This window comes from Streptomyces sp. NPDC093544, from assembly GCF_040683495.1.
Lineage (GTDB): Bacteria > Actinomycetota > Actinomycetes > Streptomycetales > Streptomycetaceae > Streptomyces.
This window is the reverse complement of the sequence record NZ_JBFBEA010000015.1, coordinates 102331-128199: the sequence shown is the minus strand read 5'-3', so window position 1 is coordinate 128199 and position 25869 is coordinate 102331. Positions and strand designations below refer to the sequence as shown.

Sequence of the window (25869 nt, the reverse complement as noted above, 5' to 3'; positions counted from 1 at the left end):
CCACCCTCAGCCCAACCGCCCCGCAATCTCCGCCACGATCCCCTCGACCGCCACTGCCGCCTGCTCCCCGGACTCCATGTCCTTGAGCTGCACCACGCCCTCGGCGAGGTCCCGCTCACCGGCGACGATCGTGTACCGGGCGCCCGACCGGTTCGCGTTCTTCATCGCGCCCTTGAGCCCCTTCGCCCCGTAGGAGAAGTCCGCCGCGACCCCCGCCCTGCGCAGCTCGGTGACCACACCGAAGAGCACCCGGCGGGCCTCCTCCCCCAGCGGTACCGCGAACACGCTGGTGGACGCCGGGAGTTCGAGCGAGACACCCTCGGCTTCGAGGGCGAGGACCGTACGGTCGACGCCCAGCGCCCAGCCGACGGACGGCAGCGCGGGCCCGCCGATCATCTCGGAGAGGCCGTCGTAACGACCGCCGCCGCCGACCGCGGACTGGGACCCCAGTCCGTCGTGGACGAACTCGAAGGTGGTCCGGGTGTAGTAGTCCAACCCACGCACGAGCCTCGGGTCGTCCTCGAAGGAGACACCCGCGGCCGTGATCAGCTCGCGCACCTCCTCGTGGTACGCCTTGCACGCGTCACACAGGTAGTCACGCAGCAACGGTGCGCCGACCAACTGCTTCTGGACGTCGTCGCGTTTGTCGTCGAGGACCCGCAGCGGGTTGATCTCGGCGCGGCGGAGCGTCTCCTCGTCCAGGTTCAGCCCGCGCAGGAAGTCCTGGAGGGCGGCCCGGTAGACGGGACGGCACTCCTTGTCGCCGAGGGAGTTCAGCAGGATGCGGAATTCGCGCAGGCCCAGCGAGCGGTACGCCTGGTCGGCCAGGATGATCAACTCGGCGTCGAGCGCCGGGTCCTCGGCGCCGATCGCCTCGGCACCGACCTGCGAGAAGTGCCTGTAGCGGCCCTTCTGGGGGCGCTCGTAGCGGTAGTAGGAGCCCGAGTACCAGAGCTTGACGGGGAGGTTGCCCGCCTTGTGCAGGTTGGCCTCCAGTGCGGCGCGCAGCACGGACGCGGTGCCCTCGGGGCGCAGCGCCAGCTTGTCGCCGCCTTTGGTCTCGAAGGCGTACATCTCTTTGGTCACGATGTCGGTGGACTCACCGACCCCGCGCGCGAACAGCTCGACGTTCTCGAAACCGGGCGTCTCGATGTAGCCGTAGCCGGAGTTCCTGAGCGGAGCGGCGATCGCCTCGCGGACCGCGAGGTACTTCGCGCTCGCCGGCGGAACCAGGTCGTAGGTGCCCTTGGGGGCCTTGAAGGTGCTCACGAAGGTTCTCGTCACATTCCTCGTCGGGGAGCGTCAATGCTCCCGGGGCCGGCCGCCACCTGCCGCAGATACGGGTTGGTGGCGCGCTCCTGGCCGATGGTGGTCTGGGGGCCGTGGCCGGACAGCACCACGGTCGAGTCGTCGAGCGGCAGGCACACGCGGGCCAGCGAGTCGAGGATCTCGGTGTGGGAGCCGCCCGGCAGGTCGGTGCGTCCGATGGAGCCGGCGAAGAGCAGATCCCCGGAGAAGAAAACGGAAGGAATCTCCGTGTTCTCGGGCATCTGGAAGGTCACCGACCCCTTCGTATGGCCGGGCGTGTGGGCGACGGACAGCTCCAGGCCGGCCAGTTCCAGCCGTGCGCCGTCGGTCAGCTCACGGACGTCGTCCGGCTCCCCCACGGTCAGTTCGCCCATCAGCGGCATCCCGATGGAACGGCCGAGCGCCTTCTCCGGGTCGCTCATCATGTACCGGTCCTCGGGGTGGATCCAGGCCGGTACGTCATGTGCTCCGCACACCGGGACGACCGAGGCGACATGGTCGATGTGGCCATGCGTGAGGATGACCGCGACGGGCTTGAGCCGATGCTTCCTGAGCGCGTCCTCGACTCCCTGGGCGGCCTGATGGCCCGGGTCGATGATCACGCACTCCTCACCCGCGCCGGGGGCGACCAGATAACAATTGGTCCCCCAGGCCCCTGCGGGGAACCCGGCAATGAGCACGATCGTCCTTCGTTTGTGGCGTACGAGGTCATACGGCGTCGTACGGGGCGGGCAGCTGTGGATCAGAGCCTACCGGCGCTGCCGAATCCTCAGCGAACCCATATACGGTACGGGGCACACGCAGGCGGTCGGCTCACAAGACGCACGCGTCCCACTTGACGTACGAGACGCATGAGGAGAAAACCCGGTGGTCACCCAGGAGCAGCGGCGGCGTCAGCTCGCCCGGGAGAAGTTCTTGCGACAGCAGCAGCGGCGCACAGCCGCGCGGCGCAAGACACATGCACGCAACGCGATCATCGCCTCGGTCCTCGGCGTCATCGTGATCGGCAGCGTCGTTTCGTACGCGACCGGGGTCTTCAAGAACGACGACAAGGCGTCCAGCGCGGCCGCGGAGGCGTCCCCCAGCGCCTCGGCGCCGAGCGCGGCGCCGGATCCGTGCGAGAAGGCCGCAGCGGGCAAGGTGAAGACGGAGACCTGGAAGAAGGAACCGGCGATCACCATCGACAAGTCCGCGGACTACACGATGAAGATGGCGACGACCTGCGGCGAGATAGACATCGCACTGAAGACGGCCGCGGCCCCGCACACCGTGAACTCGTTCAGCTTCCTCGCGGCCAAGGGTTACTTCGACCACACGAAGTGCCACCGGCTCACCACGAACGGCATCTACGTGCTGCAGTGCGGTGACCCGACGGGCGCCGGCTCCGGCGGCCCCGGCTACACGATCCCGGACGAGAACCTGAAGGACAAAACCCTTACGGGCGGCGTGTATCCGGCGGGCACCATCGCCATGGCCAACACCGGCCAGGCACACACCGGCGGCAGCCAGTTCTTCCTCGTCTACCAAGACAGTCAGCTACCGGCCAGTTACACACCGTTCGGAACTATTTCCAAGGACGGAATGGCGGTACTGGAGAAGATCGCGGCGGCCGGCGAAAGCACCGGCGCGGGCGACGGAGCGCCCAACGCGACGGTCGTGATCAACAAGATGACCGTGACGAAATCCTGACCGCCAGCTGCGAAATTTCGGTCGCGCGGGATGCGGACAGCCGCCCTGCCGGTCGCCTATGTTGGCCGTGACGAAACTGTGGACGATGCCCGGGGGCGCTGACGCCTCTCGCAGGCATCATGTGGAGGAGGCGCTGTGAGCAGCGACCCGTGGGGCCGCGTCGACGAGACGGGGACCGTGTACGTGCGTACGGCCGACGGCGAGCAGGTCGTCGGCTCCTGGCAGGCCGGCTCTCCTGATGAGGCGCTGGCCTACTTCGAGCGCAAGTACGAAGGCCTGGTTGTCGAGATCGGCCTCCTCGAAAAGCGAGTGAAGACCACCGACCTGTCGGCGAAGGACGCCCAGACCGCCGTCGCCCACCTGCGCGAGCAGGTGGACGCGCACCACGCGGTCGGCGACCTGGCCACGCTGCGGGAGCGGCTGGACAAGCTCGTCGAGACGGTCGACGCGCGCCGTGAGGAGCGCAAGGCCCAGCGGGCCAAGCAGTCCGACGAGGCGCGGCACGCAAAGGACGCGCTGGTCATCGAGGCCGAGGAGTTGGCGCAGAGCGACCAGTGGCGGTCGGCCGGTGAACGGCTGCGCGCCCTGGTGGACACCTGGAAGGGGCTGCCGCGGCTCGACCGGAAGTCGGACGACGAGCTGTGGCACCGTTTCTCGCATGCGCGCTCGGCATTCTCCAAGCGCCGCAAGGCGCACTTCGCCTCGCTGGACGCGCAGCGCGAGGACGCCCGCAAGGCCAAGGAGAAGCTGGTCGCGGAGGCCGAGGGGTTGTCCGCTTCGACGGACTGGGGCCCGACGGCGGCGCGTTACCGCGATCTGATGACGGACTGGAAGGCCGCGGGCCGTGCCCAGCGCGAGCACGAGGACGATCTGTGGAACCGCTTCCGCGGCGCCCAGGACGTCTTCTTCGCGGCCCGCAGTTCGGTCTTCGCCGAGCGGGACGCCGAGCAGACGGAGAACCTGAAGCTCAAGGAGGAGCTGGCCGAGGAGGCCGAGAAGCTCGTCCCGGTGCAGGACCTGAAGACGGCCCGCGCCGCCTTCCGTTCCCTGAACGAGCGCTGGGAGGCCATCGGCCACGTGCCGCGCGATTCCCGCCCGAAGGTCGAGGGCCGGATGCACGCGGTGGAGCGGGCCCTCCAGGAGTCCGAGGAGACCGAGTGGCGCCGGACGAACCCGGAGGCACGCGCGCGTGCCGAGGGTCTCACCGGTCAGCTCCAGGCCGCCGTGGACAAGCTTCTGGGCCAGATCGAGACGGCGCGCTCCGCGGGCAACACCGCGAGGGCCGACAAGCTCCAGAAGGAACTCGACGGCCGTCAGGCGCTGCTCGACCAGGCGCTGAAGGGTCTTCAGGAGTTCGGCGGCTGAGGCTGCCTCGGCAGGAACTGAGCAGGGACTGAGGCGGCTGGTTTTTCCGCTTCTACGTAGAGGGGCTCCCGTACGCAATGTACGGGAGCCCTCTACGTAGTGCCCGACTACGGCCTGCGGGCCGACGTGACGCGATACACGTCGTAGACGCCCTCGACGCCCCGGACCGCCTTCAGGACGTGCCCCAGGTGCTTCGGGTCACCCATCTCGAAGGTGAAGCGGGACGTGGCGACCCGGTCGCGGGACGTCTGGACGGCCGCCGACAGGATGTTGACGTGCTGGTCCGACAGGACGCGCGTGACGTCCGAGAGGAGCCGGGAGCGGTCCAGGGCTTCGACCTGGATGGCGACCAGGAAGACCGAGGACTGGGTGGGCGCCCACTCGACCTCGAGGATGCGCTCGGGTTCGCGGGACAGCGACTCGATGTTGACGCAGTCGTTGCGGTGCACGGAGACGCCGCTGCCGCGGGTGACGAAGCCGATGATGGGGTCGCCCGGTACGGGTGTACAACAGCGGGCGAGCTTGACCCACACGTCGTCGACGCCCTTGACGACCACACCCGGGTCGGCGTTGGAGCGGCGTTTGCGGCCGCGACCGTGGGGGGACGGGACGCTCTCGTCGATCTCCTCGGTGGCCGCCTCCTCGCCGCCGAGGGCCTGCACCAGTTTCTGCACGACGCTCTGTGCGGCGACATGGCCCTCGCCGATCGCCGCGTACAGGGACGAGATGTCGGGGTAGCGCATCTCGTGGGCCAGCGTGACCAGCGAGTCCCCCGTGAGGATGCGCTGGATGGGCAGGTTCTGCTTGCGCATCGCGCGGGCGATGGCGTCCTTGCCCTGCTCGATCGCCTCGTCGCGGCGCTCCTTGGAGAACCAGGCGCGGATCTTGTTGCGGGCGCGCGGGGACTTCACGAAGCCCAGCCAGTCGCGGGAGGGGCCCGCGCCGGCCGCCTTGGAGGTGAAGACCTCCACCAAGTCGCCGTTGTCCAGGGTGGATTCGAGCGGTACCAGGCGTCCGTTGACCCGTGCGCCTATCGTGCGGTGGCCGACCTCCGTGTGGACCGCGTACGCGAAGTCCACCGAGGTCGAGCCCGCCGGAAGCGCTATCACGTCGCCCTTGGGCGTGAAGACGAAGACCTCGTTGCGGGACAGGTCGAAGCGCAGGGACTCCAGGAACTCGCTGGGGTCCTCGGTCTCCTTCTGCCAGTCGAGCAACTGGCGCAGCCACGCCATGTCGTTGACGCCGTCCTTGTCCTTCCCGGAACTCCTCGGGGCGTCGGTGCGCACCTTGGAGGCGCCGGCGGACGGCTCCTGCTTGTACTTCCAGTGCGCGGCGATGCCGTACTCCGCGCGGCGGTGCATGTCGAACGTACGGATCTGCAGCTCAACAGGCTTGCCGTTGGGGCCGATCACCGTCGTGTGCAGCGACTGGTACATGTTGAACTTGGGCATCGCGATGTAGTCCTTGAACCGGCCGGGGACCGGGTTCCATCGCGCGTGCACCGTGCCGAGCGCCGCGTAGCAGTCGCGAACCGTGTCGACCAGGACGCGGATTCCCACCAGGTCGTAGATCTCCGCGAAGTCGCGGCCGCGGACGATCATCTTCTGGTAGACGCTGTAGTAGTGCTTCGGACGGCCGGTGACCGTCGCCTTGATGCGGGCCGCGCGCAGGTCGGACTGGACCTCGTCGGTCACTATGGCGAGGTACTCGTCGCGCTTGGGGGCGCGCTCGGCGACCAGGCGCACGATCTCGTCGTACATCTTGGGGTAGAGGATCGCGAACGCGAGGTCCTCCAGCTCCCACTTGATGGTGTTCATGCCCAGCCGGTGGGCGAGCGGCGCGTAGATCTCCAGGGTCTCGCGCGCCTTCTTCTCCTGCTTCTCGCGCTTGAGATAGCGCATGGTGCGCATGTTGTGCAGACGGTCGGCGAGCTTGATGACCAGGACACGGGGGTCCTTGGCCATGGCGACGACCATCTTGCGCACGGTCTCGGCCTGCGCGGCCTCGCCGAACTTGACCTTGTCGAGCTTGGTGACGCCGTCGACGAGGAGGGCGACCTGATCGCCGAAGTCGCGCTTGAGCGTGTCCAGGCCGTACTCGGTGTCCTCGACGGTGTCGTGCAGCAGGCCCGCCATCAGCGTGGCCGGGTCCATGCCGAGCTCGGCGAGGATCGTGGTGACGGCGAGCGGGTGCGTGATGTACGGGTCGCCGCTCTTGCGCTTCTGGCCGCGGTGCCAGCGCTCGGCGACCTGGTACGCCTTCTCGACCTGGCGGAGCGTCGCCGTCTCGATCTTCGGGTCGTTGCTGCGCACTATCCGCAGCAAGGGCTCAAGGACCGGGTTGTACGGGTTGGAGCGCTGCACGCCGAGCCGCGCGAGGCGGGCGCGCACCCGGTTGGAGGAGCCGCCGCCGGTGCGGGCGGGCTGGCCCGCGACCGCCGGACGGACCGCCGGGGCCGGGGTGCTCGCGGGGCGGTCGGACTCGGGCTCGGGAGGGGCCGGCTTGGGCCGTGACTGCTCTGCCGCCTTGTCGTCCGGTGCGGACTGGGCATGCTCGACCGGCCCACGGACGGTGTCCTTCGCGGGCGTGGCCACGGGGCCCGAGGTCGGTTCGGGCTTGGCGGCGGTGAGTGGCTGGGCCTCGTCTGGCAAGAGGGCTCCTCGTGCGCGTTCCGGGTCCCCCGGTCAGGCTCCGGACCCCCATGGTAGCGATCCTGGGCTTCGGGCTCTCTTTCGGCCGGTGAGACTCTTCGTACAGGAGAAACACCAGAGGCGGGCGCCGGATTCCTCCGGTGCCCGCCTCCGCGATGTCCTACGGGTGTCCCAGGCCTTCCTGGGGCCTTTCTCGCGGTGACTCAGAGCTGGAGCAGCGCCTCCAGCGGAGCGCCCGCAAGGGCAGGCTCCAGGCGGGCGCGGCCGCCCAGGAAGCCGAGCTCCATCAGCACGGCGACGCCCGCGACCTCGGCGCCCGCCCGGCGGACGAGCTGGAGCGAGGCCTCGGCGGTGCCGCCGGTGGCGAGGACGTCGTCGACGACCATGACGCGGTCGCCCGCGGCCAGGTCCTCGGCGTGCACCTCGATCTCGGCGGAGCCGTACTCCAGCTCGTACGCCTGGCTCAGGGTCGCTCCGGGGAGCTTGCCCGCCTTGCGCACGGGGATGAAGCCGAGGCCGGCGCGGACGGCGACGGGGGCGCCGAGGATGAAGCCGCGGGCCTCCAGGCCGACGATCTTCGTGGCGCCGTGCCGAAGGCTGAGCTCCGCCAGGGCGTCGGTGAGCGCCGTGAACGCGGCCGGGTCCGCCAGGAGCGGAGTGATGTCCTTGAACACCACGCCCGGCTGCGGATAGTCGGGCACGTCCCGGATGCGGCTGAGCAGCAGCTCTTCGATACCCGTCATCGGCGCTTCCCCGAAGGCCGGCCACGGCCCCGGTTGCGGGACGCGGGCTGGTTGCGCGGACCGACGACCGCCGGGGTGGCGTCCTCATCGTCGTCGTCGAACTGCTCCTCGACGACCGGCTCCTCCACGGACTCGCCCTTCGCGGCGGCCTGGGCCCGCTTGGCGAGTACGCGCTTCCTGAGGGCCTTCATCTGCGGCTCGCGCTCCTTGAGGTCGGCGACGAGCGGCGTGGCGATGAAGATCGAGGAGTACGCACCGGCCGCGAGGCCGACGAACAGCGACAGCGAGATGTCGTTGAGCATGCCCGCGCCGAGGACACCGCCACCGATGAACAGCAGGGCCCCGACGGGCAGGAGCGCCACCACCGTGGTGTTGATGGAGCGGACCAGCGTGCCGTTGATCGATCGGTCGGCGACATCGCTGTAGGTCCAGCGGGTCTGCTTGGTGATGTCCTTCGTCTGTTCCTTGAGGCTGTCGAAGACGACGACCGTGTCGTACAGCGAGTAACCGAGGATCGTGAGCAGACCGATCACGGTGCCCGAGGTGACCTCGAAGCCGACCAGGGCGTAGATGCCGACCGTGATGGTGATGTCGTGGATCAGGGCGACGAGCGCGGCCACGGCCATGCGCCACTCGAAGGCGATCGCCAGGTAGATCACGACGAGGACCATGAAGATCACCAGGCCCTGCCAGGCCTTGTTGGCGATGTCCTCACCCCAGCTGGGGCCGACCAGGTCGGCGGCGATCTTCTCCGGGTCGACGTTCAGGTCCTTGGCGAGAACGGTCTTGATCTCGTCGGACTTGCCGGTGTCGATGCCGGCGATCTGGATGCGCAGACCGCCGTTGCCGAGCTTCTGGACGACCGCGTCGTGACCGGAGGCCTCTTCCGCGTACGTCTCGGCCTGGCTGACCGAGACGCTGCTCTTCTCGGTGGTGAAGACGGCTCCGCCCCGGAACTCGATGCCCATGTTCAGGCCGCCGACCGTCAGACCGAGGATGGCCGTGATGGTGATCAGGATCGAGAGGCCGTACCAGATCTTGCGCTTGCCGACGAAGTCGTAGCCGATCTCACCGCGGTGGAGCCGGGCGCCGAGGGTGCCGAGCTTCGACATCTCACGCCTCCTTCGTGTCGACGGGGGCGGAGGGACGACGGGTGCGGCGCAGTGGCGGCTTGGCGCCCAGTCGCTTCGGGTCGAGACCGGACCAGTTGTGGCCGCTCGCGAAGAAGTGCTTGCGGGCGAGGATCGTCATCAGCGGCTTGGTGAAGAAGAAGACCACGACCACGTCGAGCAGTGTCGTCAGACCGAGCGTGAACGCGAAGCCCTGGACCTTGCCGACGGTGACGATGAAGAGCACCGCGGCGGCGAGGAACGACACGAAGTCGGAGACCAGGATGGTGCGCCGGGCGCGTGGCCAGGCACGCTCGACGGCCGGGCGCAGCGAGCGCCCTTCGCGGATCTCGTCCCGGATGCGTTCGAAGAACACGATGAACGAGTCCGCCGTGATTCCGATCGCGACGATCGCACCACAGACCGCCGGGAGGTTCAGGGCGAATCCGATGGCCGGACCGAGCAGCGACATGATCACGTACGTGAGGACGGCGGAGACCATCAGCGAGGCGATGGCGACGAGCGACAGGCCTCGGTAGTAGACCACCAGGTAGAGGATGACCAGGGCCAGGCCGATCCCGCCCGCGATCAGACCGGCGTGCAGCTGCTCGCCACCGAGTGCCGCGGTCACCGTGGTGACGCTGGACTCCGTGAAGGTGAGCGGCAGGGCGCCGTACTTCAGCATGTTCGCCAGGTCCTGCGCCTCGGTCTGGTCGAAGGTGCCGGAGATCTCCGCGCTGCCGCCGGTCAGTGCCTGGCTGACTGACGGGTCGGAGACGACCTCACCGTCCAGGACGATGGCGAACTGGTTCTGCGGGGTGGTGTTCTGCGCGAGCTGGCCTGTGATGTCGCCGAACTTCTTGGAGCCACCGGACGTGAAGTCCATCGTGACCTTCCAGCCCGCGGCACCCTGGGTGTCGAAGACCGCGTCGGCCGACTTGATGTCCGTGCCCGACACCGCGGCCGGGCCGAGGACGTACTTCTGCCACTGGCCCCCGGAGTTCTGACCGCAGGCCACGGTGGAGTCCGTGGGCTTGGCGGCGTCGCCTGCCGTGGCGCGGACCGCCTTGTCGGTGCAGTCGAGCGCGGTGTACTCGGCCTGGAGCTTGGCGGTCGCCGCGTCCACGCTTTCGCTCGGGGCAGGCGTAGCGCTGTCGGAGGGCGAGGCAGTGTCCGAAGGGCTGGCCGAGGTCGTCGCGGAAGGCGTGGTGTCGGCCTTCAGGGCGTCCGTGACGGCGCGGCCCTGGGAGCTGGCGGTGGCCGACGGGGTGGCGGAGGTCGCCGTGTCGCCGGCTTCCTCGGAAGCGCTGCTGGACGGGCTGCTCGAAGCGCTGCTGGACGCGCTCGGGGACGGGCTGGCCGACGCGTCGACCCCGGAGACCTCAGTGGCCAGAACCGGACGGAAGTAAAGCTTGGCGGTGGTGCCGACCTGCTCCCGGGCCTGCTCGGAGTTCGTGCCCTTGGGGATGTTGACGATGATGTTCTTGGAGCCCTGGGTCTGAACCTCTGCCTCGGAGACGCCAAGACCGTTGACACGGCGGTTCATGATGTCGACCGCGGTGTCCATGTTGGTCTTGTTGATCGCGTTCGGCTGACCCGGTTCGTTCTTCGCCGTGAGCGTGATGCTCGTGCCGCCGGCAAGGTCGATGCCGAGACGCGGAGTGGTATGCCCGGAGAGGAACATCCCCCCGGTGAGCGCCACGATGGCGATCAGGATGAGGGCCAGCGAGCGCCCCGGCCTGCTCTGGGCGCTCGCGCTCCGGCCCTTCTTCGGTGCTGCCACCTTCTCGTACTCCCTCTCGGGCCGCCTCACGCCGGGTGAGCGCGCGGGCGGCCATGACATGGTGTCGCGATTCCGTGCGAGGACCGCACATCCCCTCGGCGGCGGGGCGCGAGCGGATCGCGCCGCGGCCTTGGGGTGTGCCTACTTCGCGCCGGACTCGCCGTCGGTCTTCTTCGGCTCTGCTTCGTCGGCCTTGGCCTCGGCGGGCTCGTCGACCTTCGCGTCGGCGGGCTCGGCGGCCGGCTCGTCCGCGGCGTCCTTCTTGCCGAGGTCGATGGGCTTGTCGTCGGAAGCGTCGGAAGAGGCGTCGGCGGCGGGCTCGTCGGTCTCGGTGAGGGAGGACGCATCGTCCGGGACGACGGTGCCATCGGACTTCAGGTCGTGCTCGACGCCGTGGACGATGCGGTTGTACTCGTCGTCGGTCAGGACGGCGCCGATCGAGTTCTTGGCGAAGACGAGGTCGACGCCCGGGGCCGCGTCAAGAAGGACCGTCTCCTCGTTGACCTCCTTCACCGTCGCGTACAAGCCGCCGATCGTGCGGACGCCGGTGCCGGGCTGCATGTCATTGCGCATCTGCGAGGCCGCCGACTGCTTGCGCTTGGCCGAACGCGTCATCAGGAACATCGCCCCGATGAGCACGATGAACGGGAGGAGGGTCACGAGACTCACGGGTCGGAACTTCCTTCAGTCGACCGCGATGGTGAGCGGCCTATTGGATGGGGGTGTGTGCACCGCCGACAAGGGCGGCATCGGCGGAGTCTAAGCGAGTCCGCACTCATGGAACAACGCTCAGCATCGCACCGGGGTTCCTTCCCCACGCGGGACCAGCGCTGTCACGCCCCGAACAGGTCCTGTTGTCCGTTTCCGCCGGTTGACTGGCGGGGCGGGGTGAGTCCGAGATGTGCCCATGCCGCCGGTGTCGCCACCCGGCCACGGGGAGTACGGGCGAGCAGTCCCTGCCGTACGAGGAAGGGCTCGGCGACCTCCTCCACGGTCTCACGCTCCTCACCCACCGCGACCGCCAGCGTGGACAGGCCGACCGGACCGCCGCCGAAGAGCTTGAGCAGGGCTTCGAGCACTCCGCGGTCCAGTCGGTCGAGGCCGCGCGCGTCCACCTCGTACACGGCGAGAGCCGCCGAGGCGATGTCTTTCGTGATGATGCCGTCGGCCTTGACCTGCGCGTAGTCACGTACGCGACGCAGCAGGCGGTTGGCGATACGGGGCGTGCCCCTGGAGCGGCCCGCGATCTCGGCGGCCCCCACGGTGTCGATCTCGACGTCGAGCAGGTTCGCCGAGCGGTGGATGACCCGCTCCAGCTCGGCGGGCTCGTAGAACTCCATGTGCGCGGTGAAGCCGAAGCGGTCCCGCAGCGGCGGTGGCAGCAGTCCCGCGCGCGTGGTGGCGCCGACCAGGGTGAAGGGCGGCAGTTCGAGCGGGATGGCGGTGGCGCCGGGGCCCTTGCCGACGATGACGTCGACGCGGAAGTCCTCCATCGCCATGTAGAGCATCTCTTCGGCGGGCCGGGACATGCGGTGGATCTCGTCGAGGAACAGCACCTCGCCCTCCTGGAGCGAGGAGAGGATCGCGGCGAGATCTCCGGCGTGCTGGATGGCGGGGCCGCTGGTGATGCGGATGGGGGCTTCCATCTCGGCCGCGATGATCATCGAGAGGGTGGTCTTGCCGAGTCCGGGGGCGCCCGAAAGGAGCACGTGGTCGGCGGTGGCGCCCCGCGCGCGTGCGGCACGCAGGACGAGGTCGAGCTGCTCGCGGACCTTCTCCTGGCCGATGAACTCGCCCAGGTCCTTGGGGCGCAGCGCGGCCTCGACAGCCTGGTCCTCGCGGTCGGCGGACGCTCCGACGAGCCGCTCTTCGGCGGCTTCGTCGGTCGGGTCGTCCCAGTTCATTGCGTGTGCCTCGCGGGTGATCGTGGATGGGCCGGGGGCCGCCGGTTCAGCGGGCGCGGTTCAGGCTCTGCAGGGCGGCCTTCAGCAGCCGGCCGACCTCGGGTGTGCCCTCGGCGGCCTCGGCCTGCGGAGCGACCGCGGAGACCGCCTCGTCGGCCTCGCGCGTCGCATACCCGAGGCCGATCAGCGCGGCGTGCAGCTGGTCGCGCCAGCCGGTGCTGACCGGGGCACCGATTCCGGTGCTGGTGCCGATGGGGGCGCCGAGCCGGTCCTTGAACTCCAGCAGGAGCTTCTGCGCGCCCTTCTTGCCGATGCCGGGAACGGCCATGAGCGCCTTCTCGTCACCGGAGGCCACCGCGCGGCGCAGGGCGTCCGGCGTGTGCACGGCGAGCATCGCCTGAGCGAGCCGGGGCCCGACGCCGCTCGCGGTCTGGAGCAGCTCGAAGGTCCCCCGCTCGTCGTCGTCCACGAAGCCGTACAGGGTCAGTGAGTCCTCGCGTACGACGAGGGAGGTGGCGAGCTTCGCCGGGTGTCCCATACGGAGTCCGGAGAGCGTGTTGGGCGTGCACTGGACGGCGATGCCGATGCCGGCGACCTCGACGACCGCCGAGTCGGGGGCGAGGGCGGCGACCGGGCCGCTGACGAAGGCGATCATGCGGTACGGCCTTTCGATGCGGATGGCGACGCGGGTGGCGCTGCCTGTTTCGATGCTTGTTCCGATGCGTGCAGAGCGTGGGCCTGCTGGAGGCGGTTCTGCGCGACGGCCTGCTGGAGCCGGTTCTGGGCGGGCCCGCGCCAGATGTGGCAGATGGCGAGGGCCAGGGCGTCCGCGGCGTCGGCGGGCTTGGGGGGCGCGTCCAGGCGGAGCAGGCGCGTGACCATGGCTCCGACCTGGGCTTTGTCCGCACGGCCGTGGCCGGTGACGGCCGCCTTGACCTCGCTCGGGGTGTGCAGGGCGACCGGGATGCCACGCCGGGCGGCGCAGAGCATGGCGACCGCGCTGGCCTGGGCGGTGCCCATCACCGTACGGACGTTGTGCTGGCTGAACACCCGCTCCACGGCGACGAATTCGGGCTTGTACTCGTCGAGCCACTGCTCGATGCCCTGTTCGATGGCGACGAGGCGCAGTCCCAACTCGGCGTCCGCCGGGGTGCGTACGACGCCGACGCCGCGCATGGTGAGGGGCCGGCCCGCGACACCTTCGACCACGCCGACACCGCATCGGGTCAACCCGGGGTCAACGCCCAGTACTCGCACCCAGACCCCCTTTGCGGCTGAACCGCCGCCGCTCTCGCGGAGGTGGCTGATCGCCGTCGTGGTTGCTCAATTGATGGCTGCGGTCCGTGGACGGCGATCATCGTCTGTCGTCGCCAGGCTATCCGCTGCCACCGACAACGACTGCGGGCCGGTAGGACGTGTCCCACCAGCCCGCCAAAAGGAACCCTCGCGGCTCAGGCGTCGACCTTCGCCATGACGTCGTCGCTCACGTCGAAGTTGGCGAAGACGTTCTGCACGTCGTCGCTGTCCTCGAGGGCGTCGATCAGCTTGAAGATCTTCCGGGCGCCCTCTTCGTCGAGCTCGACCTGCATGGTCGGGACGAAGTTCGCCTCGGCGGAGTCGTAGTCGATGCCCGCCTCCTGGAGCGCGGTGCGCACCGCGACCAGGTCGGTGGCCTCGGAGATGACCTCGTAGGAGTCACCGAGGTCGTTGACCTCCTCGGCTCCCGCGTCGAGCACGGCATCCAGGACGTCGTCCTCGCTCAGCTCACCCTTGGGGACGATCACGACGCCCTTGCGGTGGAAGAGGTAGGAGACCGAACCCGGGTCGGCCATGTTGCCGCCGTTGCGCGTCATGGCGACGCGGACGTCCGAGGCGGCACGGTTGCGGTTGTCGGTGAGGCACTCGATGAGCACCGCGACACCGTTCGGGCCGTAACCCTCGTACATGATCGTCTCGTAGTCGGCGCCACCGGCTTCGAGACCGGCGCCGCGCTTGACCGCGGAGTCGATGTTCTTGTTCGGAACCGAGCTCTTCTTCGCCTTCTGGATGGCGTCGAAAAGCGTCGGGTTGCCGGACACGTCGGCGCCGCCCGTGCGGGCCGCGACCTCGATGTTCTTGATCATCTTCGCGAAGAGCTTGCCGCGTTTGGCGTCGACCACGGCCTTCTTGTGCTTCGTCGTAGCCCATTTAGAGTGGCCGGACATCTGCCTGTCTCCTTCGCGTAACCCATCCCGTACGAACTCCCCGGGCTTCGCGAGCCTGGGGGATCCCCAGATCCTACAAGGACTACGGTGTCCGGTTCGCGCGCACCATGTCGACGAACAGGGCGTGCACGCGGTGGTCGCCGGTCAGTTCCGGGTGGAACGACGTGGCGAGCGCGTTGCCCTGCCGCACGGCGACGATGTGGCCCTCGTGCTCCGCGAGCACCTCGGTCTCGGCGCCCACGGATTCGACCCAGGGGGCACGGATGAAGACGCCCTCCACAGGATCGCCCTCGACGCCCGTGACGTCGACCGCCGCTTCGAAGGACTCGTTCTGACGTCCGAAGGCGTTGCGGCGCACGATCATGTCGATGCCGCCGATCGTCTCCTGGCCCGAACGCGGGTCGAGGATCTTGTCGGCGAGCATGATCATGCCGGCGCAGGTGCCGTAGACCGGCATACCGTTCCGCACGCGCGCGCGGAGGGGTTCCATCAGGCCGAACAGGACGGCCAGTTTGGAGATGGTGGTGGACTCGCCGCCGGGGATGACAAGACCCTCGACCTCGGCGAGTTCCTCGGGGCGCCGCACCGGCCTGGCCACGGCGTCAGCCGCGGCCAGGGCGATCAGGTGCTCCCGTACGTCACCCTGGAGTGCCAGGACGCCTATGACAGGAGTGCTCATGGGTGACTACCAGCCACGGTTCGCGTAGCGCTCGGCCTCGGGGAGGGTGTCGCAGTTGATGCCGACCATGGCCTCGCCCAGGTTGCGGGACGCGTCCGCGATGATCTTCGGGTCGTCGTAGAAGGTGGTGGCCTTCACGATGGCGGCGGCGCGCTTGGCCGGGTCGCCGGACTTGAAGATGCCGGAGCCGACGAAGACGCCCTCGGCGCCGAGCTGGCGCATCAGCGCGGCGTCGGCCGGGGTCGCGACACCACCTGCGGAGAACAGCACGACCGGCAGCTTGCCGAGCTCGGCGACCTCGCGCACGATCTCGTACGGGGCGCGCAGCTCCTTGGCGGCGGCGTACAGCTCGTTGTTGTCGAAGCCGCGCAGCCTGGCGATCTCGTTCTTGATCTGGCGCAGGTGGCGGACGGCCTCGACGACGTTGCCGGTGCCGGCCTCGCCCTTGGAGCGGATCATGGCGGCGCCCTCGGCTATCCGGCGCAGGGCCTCCCCCAGGTTGGTGGCGCCACACACGAAGGGAGTGGTGAACGCCCACTTGTCGGAGTGGTTGACCTCGTCGGCCGGGGTGAGGACCTCGGACTCGTCGATGTAGTCGACGCCGAGGGACTGGAGCACCTGGGCCTCGACGAAGTGGCCGATACGGGACTTGGCCATGACCGGGATCGAGACCGCGTCGATGATCTCCTCGATCATGGTCGGGTCCGACATGCGGGCCACGCCGCCGTCCTTGCGGATGTCGGCCGGGACGCGCTCCAGGGCCATGACGGCGACGGCGCCCGCGTCCTCGGCGATCTTCGCCTGCTCGGCGTTGACCACATCCATGATCACGCCCCCCTTGAGCTGCTCGGCCATGCCGCGCTTCACGCGCGCGGTGCCGGTCTCGGGGTTCTGTGCGGAGTTGGAGAGCGTGCTGGACACGGGTGACCTCACTCGGTGAAAGAGGGTTTCTGCACTACCGAGGAAACGCCAGTGAACCAGGCCACAGCAAGGGCCAATGGGGAGGCGGTGGCTCATTTTTCTTCGCCCATGGAGGCGAAGAATCCCTACGCTCCGCTCGTCGGACGGTCCGCCAGGGCCACCGGGGGCTCGTCGTCCATCTCGAAGGCCAGCGGAAACGGCGCATGCCCGGCCAGATGGAACCAGCGGACCGCACGGTGCTCGCGGAGCGCCCGGGCGGCCCGTACGGCGTCGTTGTGGAAGCGCCGGGCCATCGGCACCCGCCGGACCGCCTGGGCCAGCTCCCCGGCGGCCTCCTCGCCCCCGGGAGCGGCCCGCACGGCCTCGACCTGCTGCACTTCCCCGAACACGGCCCGCAGCGCCTGGCTCAGGTCGCTCTCGGCCACCTCACGCTGCTCCTCCTCGGCCTGCCGGGCCGCGTGTGCCGCCTCGTACAGCACGATCGACGCGGCCGGGTCGAGCACTCCGGACGTGGCCAGTTCCTGGGCGACCGAGGCCCGGCGCAACAGTTGCGCGTCGAGGGCGGCGCGGGCCGCGTCGATCCGGGCGTGCAGCCGGTCGAGCCGCCCCGCGGTCCAGCTCAGGTAGAGGCCGATCGCGACAAGGCCGACAAGGATCCAGATCAGGGTTGGGGTCACGGGCGGAAGGCTACCTGTGCACGGGCCCAGCCCTACGAGGCCCCGGACACGGGCAGTTGGAAATGTGAACGGTCCACCCGCGCGCGTGCGCACGGTCCGTCCGCTCCCTGAAAGGGCCGGACCCCCTCAGCCCGTCCCCCTCAGTCCCTGGCCAGCCCGAACCGCGCGCGCAGCCCCGTCCGTTCATCGGTGGCCACCGCGGCCGCCCCGTCCGTCACCGTCTCGTACACGGACAGAATGTCCGCCCCGACGGTCGACCAGTCGAACCGCCGCACATGCGCGCTCCCCCGCTCGCGCAACTCCGCGCGACGCGCGGGATCACCGAGGAGCCGTACGGCGGAGGCGGCCAACGCGTCCGCGTCCTCGTTGGCGAACAGTTCGCCGGCCGCACCCTGGTCCAGCACCTGCGTGAACGCGTCGAGGTCGGAGGCCAGCACCGGCGCCCCCGCCGAAAGGGCCTCCACCAAGATGATCCCGAAGCTCTCGCCGCCGGTGTTGGGCGCCACGTACACGTCGACGCTGCGCAGGAAGCGTGCCTTGTCCTCGTCGCTGACCATGCCGAGGAACTCGACGCGTGAACGCATCTCGTCCGGCAGGTCCTCGACGGCCTCTTTCTCGTCGCCGCGCCCCGCGACCAGGAGCCGGGTCTTAGGGCGCTCCGCCAGGATCTTCGGCAGGGCCTTCATGAGGACGGGCAGGCCCTTGCGGGGCTCGTCGATCCGGCCGATGAAGCCGAGGGTTTCGCCCTGCCACTCGGCCTTGGGCTTGGCGCGGGCGAAGAAGTCGACGTCGACACCGTTCGGGATGACGACGGCGTCGCCGCCAAGGTGCTCGACCAGGGTGCGGCGCGCGTACTCGCTCACCGCGATCCGCGCGCGGATCTTCTCCAGGGCGGGCTGGAGGATCGGGTACGCGGCGATCATCGCCCGGGAGCGCGGGTTGGAGGTGTGGAAGGTGGCCACGATCGGGCCCTGCGCGGCCCAGCAGGCCAGCAGACCCAGCGACGGCGATGCCGGTTCGTGGATGTGGATCACGTCGAAGGTGCCGTCGTGCAGCCAGCGCCGGACCCGGGCCGCCGACAGGAAGCCGAAGTTCAGGCGCGCCACCGAGCCGTTGTACGGCACGGGAACCGCTCGGCCCGCCGAGACGACGTACGGCGGCAGGGGGGTCTCGTCGTCCGCGGGAGCGAGGACGGACACCTCGTGCCCGAGGCGGATGAGGTGTTCGGCCAGATCACGGATGTGGAACTGGACGCCGCCCGGTACATCCCAGGAGTACGGGCAGACGATGCCGATCCTCACGGGGTCCCCTTCTCTGGATACTGCTCGGGACCCTGGTCAGGGCCCTTCTGGGGATCCCTCTCAGGATCGAGGTCCTTGAGCCACAAGCGCTGGAGCATGTGCCAGTCCTCCGGATGGTCGGCGATCCCCGTGGCGAAGGCGTCGGCCAGCGCCTGTGTCATGGCAGACGTCTTTTCGGCCCGGGTGCCTGTCTCGGGTACCTCGACGGGGGGATGGATTCGGCCCTGCATCACGGGTGAGTCGTCGTACCAGAGCGTCACGGGAAGGAGCAGGGCGCCGGTCTGCTGGGCCAGCAGAGCCGGTCCGGCCGGCATCCGGGTCGCCTCGCCGAAGAACTCGACCTCGACGCCGGACGCGGACAGGTCGCGCTCGGCGACCAGACAGACCAGGCCGCCGTCGCGCAGCCGCCGGGCCAGTGTGCCGAACGCGGTGCCGCCGCTGTGCGGCAGAACCTCCATGCCGAGGCCCTCGCGATAGGCGACGAAACGGTCGTACAGCGACTCGGGCTTGAGCCGCTCGGCGACCGTCGTGAAGGGGGTGTCGAGCGCGGTGGTGACCCAGGCTCCCGCAAGATCCCAGTTGCCCATGTGGGGCAGCGCGAGGATCACGCCCCTGTCGGAGGCGATCCCGTCGGTGAGGTAGTGCTCGTCCTTCACCTCGAAGCCCGTCTTCACGCGCTCCTCGCTCCAGGCCGGAAGCCGGAAAGACTCCATCCAGTAGCGCAGATAGGAGCGCATGCCCGCCCTGGAGAGCTCGGCGAGCCGCTCCGGTGTCGCGTCGGGCAGCACGCGCGCGTAGTTGCTCTCCAGGCGCCGTACGCCCTTGCCGCGCTTCTTCCAGGCGATGTCCGCGATGGTCCGGCCCAGCCGCACGGCGACCGGCTCGGGGAGCTTCTTGACGGTGCCCCAGCCGAGCGCGTACGCCCCGTCCGTCAGGCGGTCCTGAAGACTGCTCACGACGCGGTCCCGCTGCTCTGGGCCGCGGACGCGGCGTCCGCCTCCGCGGACTCCCTGCGCACTGTCACGACGCGCTGGATCAGCGTGACGAGGCTGCCGACTGCGACGATCCACAGGGCGATGGGCAGCAGCACGTCGATGCCGGGAATCCCGAACTTGTGCATGCCCGCGAGGCCCGCCGCGACCAGTGAGATCACCAGACGCTCGGAACGCTCGATCAGTCCGTTGACCGCGACCGGCAGACCGATCGACTCACCGCGGGCCTTGGTGTACGAGACCACCTGGCCGCTGGCCAGGCAGAAGATCGACACGGCGCACAGGACGTTGTTGTCTCCGCCGGCCGCGTACCAGAGCGCGAAGCCACCGAAGACCGCGCTGTCGGCGACCCGGTCGAGCGTCGAATCCAGGAAGGCACCCCAGCGACTGGTGCGGCCGAGCTGGCGCGCCATGTTCCCGTCGACGAGGTCCGAGAACACGAAGAGCGTGATGACGATCGTGCCCCAGAAGAACTCTCCCCGGGGATAGAAGACCAGCGCGCCCGTCACCACTCCGGCCGTACCCAGGACGGTGACCGTGTCGGGGCTTACCCCCCGGCGGATGAGAAACGCGGCGAACGGTGTGAGGACACGCGTAAAGAATGCACGCGCGTACTTGTTCAGCATGGCCTTCCCGACGGTCGGTGGCGCCGCGCGGCCCCTGCTGGCCACCGGCTGGCCCATCGTAGCCACGCGCGCGCTTGTGCGACGGTCGGGCACCCGCGCCACCGTGTCCCGACGCGATCAGGCCGGTCTACTGGCGCGATCACGTCCGCTGTATGGACGCACCGTGACGCGAGTGGAAAGCTCGAAGGCACCGCGGGCGTCATCGGAGCCGCCACCGCACGCGGGTTCCGCATGTCCGCGCCCACAGTGACCTCACCGTGTACGGGAGGCAAGGCCATGGGCGACAAGGCGAATGCATACCCCGGAGCCGCCGGCAGGGCTACGGCGGCCGACCACCCCGCGTCCGTACGGAATGTGGTGCTGGTCGGCCACAGCGGATCGGGCAAGACGACGTTGGTGGAGGCTCTCGCGCTGACGGCGGGAGCGGTGAACCGGGCGGGCCGCGTGGAGGACGGCGGCACCGTCTCCGACTACGACGAGATCGAGCACCGGCAGCAGCGCTCGGTGCAGCTCTCCCTGGTACCCGTCGACTGGGACGGATACAAGATCAACATTCTGGACACCCCCGGATACGCCGATTTCGTCGGGGAACTGAGGGCCGGTCTGCGAGCGGCGGACGCGGCCCTTTTCGTCGTCTCGGCCTCGGACGGGGTGGACGGCTCGACCCGGATGGTGTGGGAGGAGTGCGCGGCCGTCGGTATGCCGAGGGCCATCGTGATCACGCATCTCGAATCCGCCCGGGCCGACTTCGACGCGATGACGCGGATCTGCGCGGAGGCCTTCGGCGCGGACGACCCCGACGCCGTACTGCCCCTGTACCTGCCCCTGCACGGCGCACCGGGACCGGACGGGCACGCACCCGTGACCGGGCTGATCGGGCTGCTGTCGCAGCGCCTGTTCGACTACTCATCCGGAGAGCGCAAGGAGGCCGAGCCCGGCCCCGACCAGCTGCCGCTCATCGAGGAGGCGCGCAATCGGCTGATCGAGGGAATCATCGCCGAGAGCGAGGACGAGACCCTCATGGACCGCTATCTCGGCGGCGCGGAGATCGACCTCAAGACGCTGGTGCAGGACCTGGAGCGGGCCGTGGCGCGCGGGGTCTTCTTCCCGGTGCTGGCCGCCGCGCCCGCCGCCGAGGGCGCCCGCCAGGGCCTCGGCACGGTCGAACTCCTCGAACTCGTCACGGGCGGTTTCCCGACCCCGCTGGAGCGCGAGGCACCCACGGTCACCACCCCGGACGGCAAGGCGCGCGAGGTCAAGGTCTGCGACCCGAACGGGCCGCTGGTCGCGGAGGTCGTGAAGACCGCGTCCGACCCCTACGTGGGCCGTGTCTCGCTCGTACGGGTCTTCTCCGGCACCCTGCGCCCCGATGTGACGGTGCACGTCTCCGGGCACGGGCTGACCGACCGGGGCCACGAGGATCACGACGTCGACGAACGTGTCGGCGCCCTGTCCGCGCCGTTCGGCAAGCAGCAGCGCGCCCTCACGCACTGCATCGCGGGCGACCTGGCCTGCGTGGCGAAACTGCACCGGGCCGAGACCGGCGACACCCTCTCGGCCAAGGACGACCCACTGCTGATGGAGCCCTGGCAGATGCCCGACCCGCTGCTGCCGCTCGCCATCCAGGCACACAGCAAGGCCGACGAGGACAAGCTCTCGCAGGGCCTGGGCCGGCTGGTCGCCGAGGACCCCACGATGCGCCTGGAGCAGAACCAGAACACCCACCAGGTCGTCCTGTGGTGCCTGGGCGAGGCCCACGCGGACGTCGCTCTGGAGCGGCTGCGCAACCGCTACGGCGTGCAGGTCGACGTGATCCCGTACAAGGTCTCCCTGCGGGAGACGTTCGCGGACCGGGCCGCCGGGCGCGGGCGCCATGTGAAGCAGTCCGGCGGGCACGGCCAGTACGCGATCTGCGAGATCGAGGTCGAACCGCTGCCGAACGGCTCCGGCATCGAGTTCGTGGACAAGGTCGTCGGCGGCGCGGTGCCACGGCAGTTCATCCCGTCCGTCGAGAAGGGCGTACGCGCTCAGGCAGCCAAGGGAGTGGCCGCCGGCCATCCCCTCAACGACATCCGGATCACCCTGCTCGACGGCAAGGCGCACTCCGTGGACTCCTCCGACGCCGCGTTCCAGACCGCGGGCGCGCTCGCCCTGCGTGAGGCCGCGGCCGACGCCAGGATCCATCTCCTGGAGCCGGTGGCGGAGGTGACCGTCATGGTCGGCGACGACTATGTGGGCGCCGTGATGAGCGACCTGTCGGGGCGGCGCGGCCGGGTCGTCGGCACCGAGCAGGCGGGCGGCGGGCGCACGCTCGTGCGGGCCGAGGTACCGGAGATCGAGATCGGGCGGTACGCCGTCGATCTGCGCTCCCTCTCGCACGGCACCGCGCGCTTCAGCCGCAGTTACGCGCGGCACGAGCCGATGCCGTCTCAGATCGCCGAGAGGATTCGCGAACAGGCGCGGGACGCCTCGTAGTTCGGGCTGAGTTCAGGCTGAGTTCGGGCTGACCTGAAAGTGGTCGGATTCTCCTTCGTGTCGGCGGACGGCTTCGGTCGTCCGCCGACGAATGTCGGTCCCGGCGGATACTCTGAGAACCTGATCAAGACGATGACCTGATCAACAGGTGTGCGAGGCACGGAAGTCGGGAAAGGCCGCAGCAGCGGAACAGCGGCGATGGGGGGCGGCAGTGGCGTTCGACGGATTCGATTTCACTCCTGGGGCGCAGGTGCCGCTCTCGGGCTCCGAGGGACAGACGGCCGCGACCTATGCCCTCGCCTCGGCGTCGTACCGGGACAGCGGCGTCGAGGAGATCCTCAAGGCCGACAACGAATGGCACAAGTCCACCGTCAATCCCCCAAGGATCAAGCTCTTTTCGCCGAACCTGGGTGAGGCCTTCGCGCGGGCGGTACAGGACCGCATGCTGGGCGCCGGCCGCAAGCCGCTCATCCAGTCCTTCGGCACCGAGCCGCAGGTCGTGGTGGAGCACTGCCTCGCGGCGAACCGCATCCGCAGGGAGCGCGACAACTGGCTGTCGGCCGTGATGGTGCTGTGCGGCGTGCTCTTCCTGCCCGGGCTGCTGATATGGCTGTTGGTCTTCCAGATCCGGTCCACCATCGCCAGGCGTGAGGACAAGCGCGCCGGCGCGCTCGCCACCACGCTCCTGGTCGCCGTCGGAGCCCTCGCCGTGCTCTTCCTGCTCAAGATGCCGTTCACGGGCTTCTGGGGCTGGTACGCGCGTGCGTCGGTCGTCCTCCCGGTCGTCGGCTGGCTCTGGGCCAAGCAGATCTGCGAGCGCACCGCCAAGGACCTGCGCGGGCGCTGGGGCAGCCTCCTGTCCGGCGGCGCCATCGGCGCCAAGATCCCCGAGGCGGTGCCCGGCAGCCCCGGCGAGTCCGCGGCCGAGCGGCTGCGCCAGGAGCTGGCCCGGCTCAGCGCCGAGCAGCAGTCCAACTCCGTGTTCTACGCCGGGCCCAAGGGCATACTCGGCATGGGCACCCGGTGGGGCAGCTGGCAGCTGGCCGAGGAGCTGGTGGCGCGTGACGCGACCAAGGAGATCCACCCGTTCCGCAGCTGGGACGTCATCCGGTCCATCCACGACCAACTCCGCATGCTGGAGCGCGGTCCGCTCAACACCGGTGGCTTTCCCAAGCCGACGATCAAGCACTGGATCGTGACGCCGATCGGCGAGAACGCCAAGGCGGTGTCGCGGCCGGGCGGTACGGACGTGGACGCGTACACGATCAAGACCCACGCCATACAGGACATCTGCAACAAGCAGCAGTTCGGCAGTGGCGACCGGCACTACCTCGGGGTCCAGTGGACGCTCTGGGACGGCCAGTTGGTCATCACCATGCTGATCACCGTGACCGTGCTGCACCAGACGCTGCGCATCGAGGTCACCGGGCACGCCCTGGGACCGGTGAACCCGCTCTTCACCAGCAAGCCCGAGGCTCCCACGAAAGAGGTCGCGAAGGCCGTCAAGTTCTGGGAGACCCGCAAGGTGAATCTGCCGCTGGTCACCACCGACGAGGTCGTACGGCTCGCGGCCCGCGCCCCCCTGACCTGGTATCCGCCGCTCCTCAACTGGCTCGGCGGCACCCTGGTGCTTCCCGAGCCGTTCGGGCTGCGGCACTCCTGGGCCGACCAGCCTTGGCGGCACCGGTTCATGGCCGACGACGCCCTGCGGGCCGCGGCGCCGGTGCTGCGCGTAGTGCACTCCGCTTCGATCAAGGTGCTTGAGGAGAACGGCGTCGACACGGAGCAGTTCGGGAACCGGTCGTCGTTCCTGAGCACCATGGTGCAGGACCCGATGCCTCGGAAGGCTGACGTGTACGACGCGTAGCGGCTGGCGGCTGGCGGCTGGCGGCTGGCGGCTGGCGGCGAGTGTGCGGGGCGCCAGCGGTTCGTCGGGGGTCGGTCGGGGCCGTACCGGACATCCGTCCTCGGTCTGGCGCGGAATCGGTCACTTTTCGAGAGAACGGCGTTGACGCGCCAGCCGCTGCGGGCGGACGTTCCGGCATGTCCCCTCCCGCCGTCTCGCGGCTCTCCCGACACACGGCTCCCGGCTCGCGGTTCCGGGGCTCCATCGCCGTCGCGGGCTGCGGGTTCCGCCGTGGTGTCAGGCTGCCGTCGGCCAGGCGTCCGCCAGCATCTTGCGGGTGTCCGCCAGGAGTTGGGGCAGGACCTTGGTGTGACCGACCACCGGCATGAAGTTCGTGTCGCCGCCCCAGCGGGGGACGATGTGCTGGTGGAGGTGGGCGGCGATGCCTGCGCCTGCGACGGTGCCCTGGTTCATGCCGATGTTGAAGCCGTGTGCGCCTGAGGCCGTACGGAGGGCGGTCATCGCCTGCTTGGTCAGCTTGCCGAGTTCGGCGGTCTCCGGGTCGGTCAGGTCGGTGTAGTCCGCTACATGGCGGTAGGGCACGACCATGAGGTGGCCGCCGTTGTACGGGTAGAGGTTGAGCACCGCGTACACCTGCTCGCCGCGCCTGACGATGAGCCCGTCCTCGTCGGACTTGGCGGGGATCGAGCAGAACGGGCAGCCGTCGTCGGCCCCGGGGCCGGTGGGCTTGTTCTCGCCCTGGATGTAAGCCATCCGATGGGGCGTCCACAGGCGCTGGAACGCGTCCTGGGTACCCACTCCGATCTGCTGCTCCGGCTCACTCGTCATGAGATGCAGCATATTGCTTCGCCCGTTCGCGGCGTGTCGGCGGGTGCCGAACAAAAGGGTCCCCGGCCAAGCTGGGGCGATGGACGACGACGGCCGCAAGGCCCGCTGGGAGCGGCGCGCCGAGATCCCGCTCGGTCTGGCCTCGGTGCTGTACTTCGCCTCGTACGCGGTCCGCGTCCTGGCACATGGTCTGCCCACCGGCTGGCGGGACAGCTGTCTCGCCGTGATGTTCGCCGCCTGGGCGGTGTTCGTGGTCGACTACTCCGTGCGCTGGCGGCTGAGCGGGCAGGGGCCCCGCTTCGTACGGACGCACTGGCTGGACACGCTGGTCGTCGTCCTGCCGCTGCTGCGCCCGCTGCGCGTCGTCAAGGTCTACGAGGCCGTACAGCGTCGGCGTGGGGAGCCCAGGCTCGCCCTGTACTCGCGCGTGATCGTGTACGCGGGCCTGTCCGTCGCGCTGCTCGGGTTCGCGGGTGCCCTCGCCGTCTACCAGCAGGAGCACGCGGCGCCTGGCGCGACGATGCGCACCTTCGGTGACGCGGTGTGGTGGACCTGCGCGACACTGGCGACGGTCGGATACGGGGATGTGGCGCCGGTGACGCCCGCGGGGCGGACGATCGCGGTCGGACTGATGGCGTGCGGTCTCGCGCTTCTCGGCGCGGTGACGGGGTCGTTCTCTTCGTGGCTGTTGCAGGTCTTCTCAAGTGAGGGCGACGAAAAGCCCCCGGGGAGCTGAAGAAGCAGCTC

The 25869-nt window shown here is 69.4% G+C and carries 23 protein-coding genes; 5 read left to right on the top strand and 18 right to left on the bottom strand.

Going from position 1 to position 25869, the window contains the following annotated elements; all coding sequences use genetic code 11:
* Positions 1-6: 6 nt before the first annotated feature.
* Together hisS and AB0N66_RS23550 are read right to left on the bottom strand one after the other, a co-directional pair.
* Complete coding sequence (gene hisS, locus AB0N66_RS23555) at positions 7-1269, bottom strand: histidine--tRNA ligase (protein ID WP_365438415.1); 1263 nt, start codon at positions 1267-1269, stop codon at positions 7-9.
* Positions 1270-1280: 11 nt separating this feature from the next.
* Positions 1281-1988, bottom strand: coding sequence for an MBL fold metallo-hydrolase (locus AB0N66_RS23550; protein ID WP_365438413.1), 708 nt, complete (start codon positions 1986-1988; stop codon positions 1281-1283).
* 187 nt (positions 1989-2175) lie between these two features.
* On the opposite strand from AB0N66_RS23550, the gene AB0N66_RS23545 reads away from it, so the two are divergent.
* On the top strand, positions 2176-2997 hold the full coding sequence (locus tag AB0N66_RS23545) for a peptidylprolyl isomerase (protein ID WP_365438411.1): 822 nt from the start codon (positions 2176-2178) through the stop codon (positions 2995-2997).
* Between the two features lie 135 nt (positions 2998-3132).
* The gene (locus AB0N66_RS23540; protein WP_365438409.1) at positions 3133-4362 is read left to right on the top strand and encodes a DUF349 domain-containing protein; all 1230 of its coding nucleotides are present in this window, start codon (positions 3133-3135) and stop codon (positions 4360-4362) included.
* Between the two features lie 107 nt (positions 4363-4469).
* Here AB0N66_RS23540 and AB0N66_RS23535 read toward each other — a convergent pair whose 3' ends face one another.
* From AB0N66_RS23535 to pgsA, 15 genes are all read right to left on the bottom strand, one after another.
* Positions 4470-7013, bottom strand: a complete 2544-nt coding sequence (locus AB0N66_RS23535; protein WP_365438407.1) for a RelA/SpoT family protein — start codon at positions 7011-7013, stop codon at positions 4470-4472.
* Between the two features lie 203 nt (positions 7014-7216).
* Positions 7217-7756, bottom strand: coding sequence for an adenine phosphoribosyltransferase (locus tag AB0N66_RS23530; RefSeq protein ID WP_365438405.1), 540 nt, complete (start codon positions 7754-7756; stop codon positions 7217-7219).
* The gene (secF, locus tag AB0N66_RS23525) at positions 7753-8868 is read right to left on the bottom strand and encodes a protein translocase subunit SecF (protein ID WP_365438403.1); all 1116 of its coding nucleotides are present in this window, start codon (positions 8866-8868) and stop codon (positions 7753-7755) included. The genes AB0N66_RS23530 and secF overlap by 4 nt, the downstream gene beginning before the upstream one ends.
* 1 nt (position 8869) lies before the next feature.
* Positions 8870-10648 carry a protein translocase subunit SecD gene (secD, locus tag AB0N66_RS23520; RefSeq protein ID WP_365438402.1) on the bottom strand — a complete coding sequence of 593 codons (1779 nt, stop codon included), beginning with the start codon at positions 10646-10648 and terminating at the stop codon, positions 8870-8872.
* A gap of 141 nt (positions 10649-10789) precedes the next feature.
* On the bottom strand, positions 10790-11317 hold the full coding sequence (gene yajC / locus AB0N66_RS23515) for a preprotein translocase subunit YajC (RefSeq protein WP_365438400.1): 528 nt from the start codon (positions 11315-11317) through the stop codon (positions 10790-10792).
* Positions 11318-11481: 164 nt separating this feature from the next.
* Positions 11482-12552 carry a Holliday junction branch migration DNA helicase RuvB gene (ruvB, locus tag AB0N66_RS23510; RefSeq protein ID WP_365438398.1) on the bottom strand — a complete coding sequence of 357 codons (1071 nt, stop codon included), beginning with the start codon at positions 12550-12552 and terminating at the stop codon, positions 11482-11484.
* A 46-nt stretch (positions 12553-12598) separates the two neighbouring features.
* Positions 12599-13207, bottom strand: coding sequence for a Holliday junction branch migration protein RuvA (gene ruvA, locus AB0N66_RS23505; protein WP_365438396.1), 609 nt, complete (start codon positions 13205-13207; stop codon positions 12599-12601).
* Complete coding sequence (gene ruvC / locus AB0N66_RS23500; protein ID WP_365438394.1) at positions 13204-13809, bottom strand: crossover junction endodeoxyribonuclease RuvC; 606 nt, start codon at positions 13807-13809, stop codon at positions 13204-13206. The genes ruvA and ruvC overlap by 4 nt, the downstream gene beginning before the upstream one ends.
* A 194-nt stretch (positions 13810-14003) precedes the next feature.
* On the bottom strand, positions 14004-14756 hold the full coding sequence (locus tag AB0N66_RS23495) for a YebC/PmpR family DNA-binding transcriptional regulator (protein ID WP_365438392.1): 753 nt from the start codon (positions 14754-14756) through the stop codon (positions 14004-14006).
* An 82-nt stretch (positions 14757-14838) separates the two neighbouring features.
* On the bottom strand, positions 14839-15435 hold the full coding sequence (gene pdxT / locus AB0N66_RS23490) for a pyridoxal 5'-phosphate synthase glutaminase subunit PdxT (RefSeq protein ID WP_365438391.1): 597 nt from the start codon (positions 15433-15435) through the stop codon (positions 14839-14841).
* Between the two features lie 6 nt (positions 15436-15441).
* The gene (gene pdxS / locus AB0N66_RS23485; RefSeq protein ID WP_365438389.1) at positions 15442-16356 is read right to left on the bottom strand and encodes a pyridoxal 5'-phosphate synthase lyase subunit PdxS; all 915 of its coding nucleotides are present in this window, start codon (positions 16354-16356) and stop codon (positions 15442-15444) included.
* A 125-nt stretch (positions 16357-16481) separates the two neighbouring features.
* Complete coding sequence (locus AB0N66_RS23480; protein ID WP_365438387.1) at positions 16482-17033, bottom strand: hypothetical protein; 552 nt, start codon at positions 17031-17033, stop codon at positions 16482-16484.
* A 140-nt stretch (positions 17034-17173) separates the two neighbouring features.
* The gene (locus tag AB0N66_RS23475) at positions 17174-18334 is read right to left on the bottom strand and encodes a glycosyltransferase family 4 protein (protein WP_365438385.1); all 1161 of its coding nucleotides are present in this window, start codon (positions 18332-18334) and stop codon (positions 17174-17176) included.
* Positions 18331-19290: a phosphatidylinositol mannoside acyltransferase gene (locus AB0N66_RS23470; RefSeq protein ID WP_365438383.1), complete on the bottom strand. Its 960-nt coding sequence runs from the start codon at positions 19288-19290 to the stop codon at positions 18331-18333. The genes AB0N66_RS23475 and AB0N66_RS23470 overlap by 4 nt, the downstream gene beginning before the upstream one ends.
* Positions 19287-20009 carry a phosphatidylinositol phosphate synthase gene (pgsA, locus tag AB0N66_RS23465; RefSeq protein WP_365438641.1) on the bottom strand — a complete coding sequence of 241 codons (723 nt, stop codon included), beginning with the start codon at positions 20007-20009 and terminating at the stop codon, positions 19287-19289. The genes AB0N66_RS23470 and pgsA overlap by 4 nt, the downstream gene beginning before the upstream one ends.
* Before the next feature lie 219 nt (positions 20010-20228).
* Here pgsA and AB0N66_RS23460 point away from each other — a divergent pair, with 219 nt between their 5' ends.
* Together AB0N66_RS23460 and AB0N66_RS23455 are read left to right on the top strand one after the other, a co-directional pair.
* Positions 20229-22427 carry an elongation factor G-like protein EF-G2 gene (locus AB0N66_RS23460; RefSeq protein ID WP_365438380.1) on the top strand — a complete coding sequence of 733 codons (2199 nt, stop codon included), beginning with the start codon at positions 20229-20231 and terminating at the stop codon, positions 22425-22427.
* 211 nt (positions 22428-22638) lie between these two features.
* On the top strand, positions 22639-24294 hold the full coding sequence (locus tag AB0N66_RS23455) for a hypothetical protein (RefSeq protein WP_365438377.1): 1656 nt from the start codon (positions 22639-22641) through the stop codon (positions 24292-24294).
* Between the two features lie 276 nt (positions 24295-24570).
* On the opposite strand, the gene AB0N66_RS23450 is transcribed toward AB0N66_RS23455, so the two are convergent.
* On the bottom strand, positions 24571-25134 hold the full coding sequence (locus tag AB0N66_RS23450; protein ID WP_365438374.1) for an HIT domain-containing protein: 564 nt from the start codon (positions 25132-25134) through the stop codon (positions 24571-24573).
* 67 nt (positions 25135-25201) lie between these two features.
* Here AB0N66_RS23450 and AB0N66_RS23445 point away from each other — a divergent pair, with 67 nt between their 5' ends.
* Entirely contained in the window at positions 25202-25858 is a 657-nt protein-coding gene (locus AB0N66_RS23445) for an ion channel (protein ID WP_365438371.1), read from the top strand.
* The last annotated feature ends 11 nt before the right edge of the window (positions 25859-25869 follow it).

What these genes read in the sequence shown, in the direction of transcription:
- AB0N66_RS23460 (WP_365438380.1), top strand. Translation starts at nt 20,229, where the DNA reads ATGGGCGACAAGGCGAATGCATACCCCGGAGCCGCCGGCAGGGCTACG.
- ruvB (WP_365438398.1), bottom strand. Translation starts at nt 12,552, where the DNA reads ATGAACTGGGACGACCCGACCGACGAAGCCGCCGAAGAGCGGCTCGTC.
- AB0N66_RS23445 (WP_365438371.1), top strand. Translation starts at nt 25,202, where the DNA reads ATGGACGACGACGGCCGCAAGGCCCGCTGGGAGCGGCGCGCCGAGATC.
- secF (WP_365438403.1), bottom strand. Translation starts at nt 8,868, where the DNA reads ATGTCGAAGCTCGGCACCCTCGGCGCCCGGCTCCACCGCGGTGAGATC.
- pdxT (WP_365438391.1), bottom strand. Translation starts at nt 15,435, where the DNA reads ATGAGCACTCCTGTCATAGGCGTCCTGGCACTCCAGGGTGACGTACGG.
- AB0N66_RS23530 (WP_365438405.1), bottom strand. Translation starts at nt 7,756, where the DNA reads ATGACGGGTATCGAAGAGCTGCTGCTCAGCCGCATCCGGGACGTGCCC.
- ruvA (WP_365438396.1), bottom strand. Translation starts at nt 13,207, where the DNA reads ATGATCGCCTTCGTCAGCGGCCCGGTCGCCGCCCTCGCCCCCGACTCG.
- pgsA (WP_365438641.1), bottom strand. Translation starts at nt 20,009, where the DNA reads ATGGGCCAGCCGGTGGCCAGCAGGGGCCGCGCGGCGCCACCGACCGTC.
- AB0N66_RS23495 (WP_365438392.1), bottom strand. Translation starts at nt 14,756, where the DNA reads ATGTCCGGCCACTCTAAATGGGCTACGACGAAGCACAAGAAGGCCGTG.
- AB0N66_RS23450 (WP_365438374.1), bottom strand. Translation starts at nt 25,134, where the DNA reads ATGCTGCATCTCATGACGAGTGAGCCGGAGCAGCAGATCGGAGTGGGT.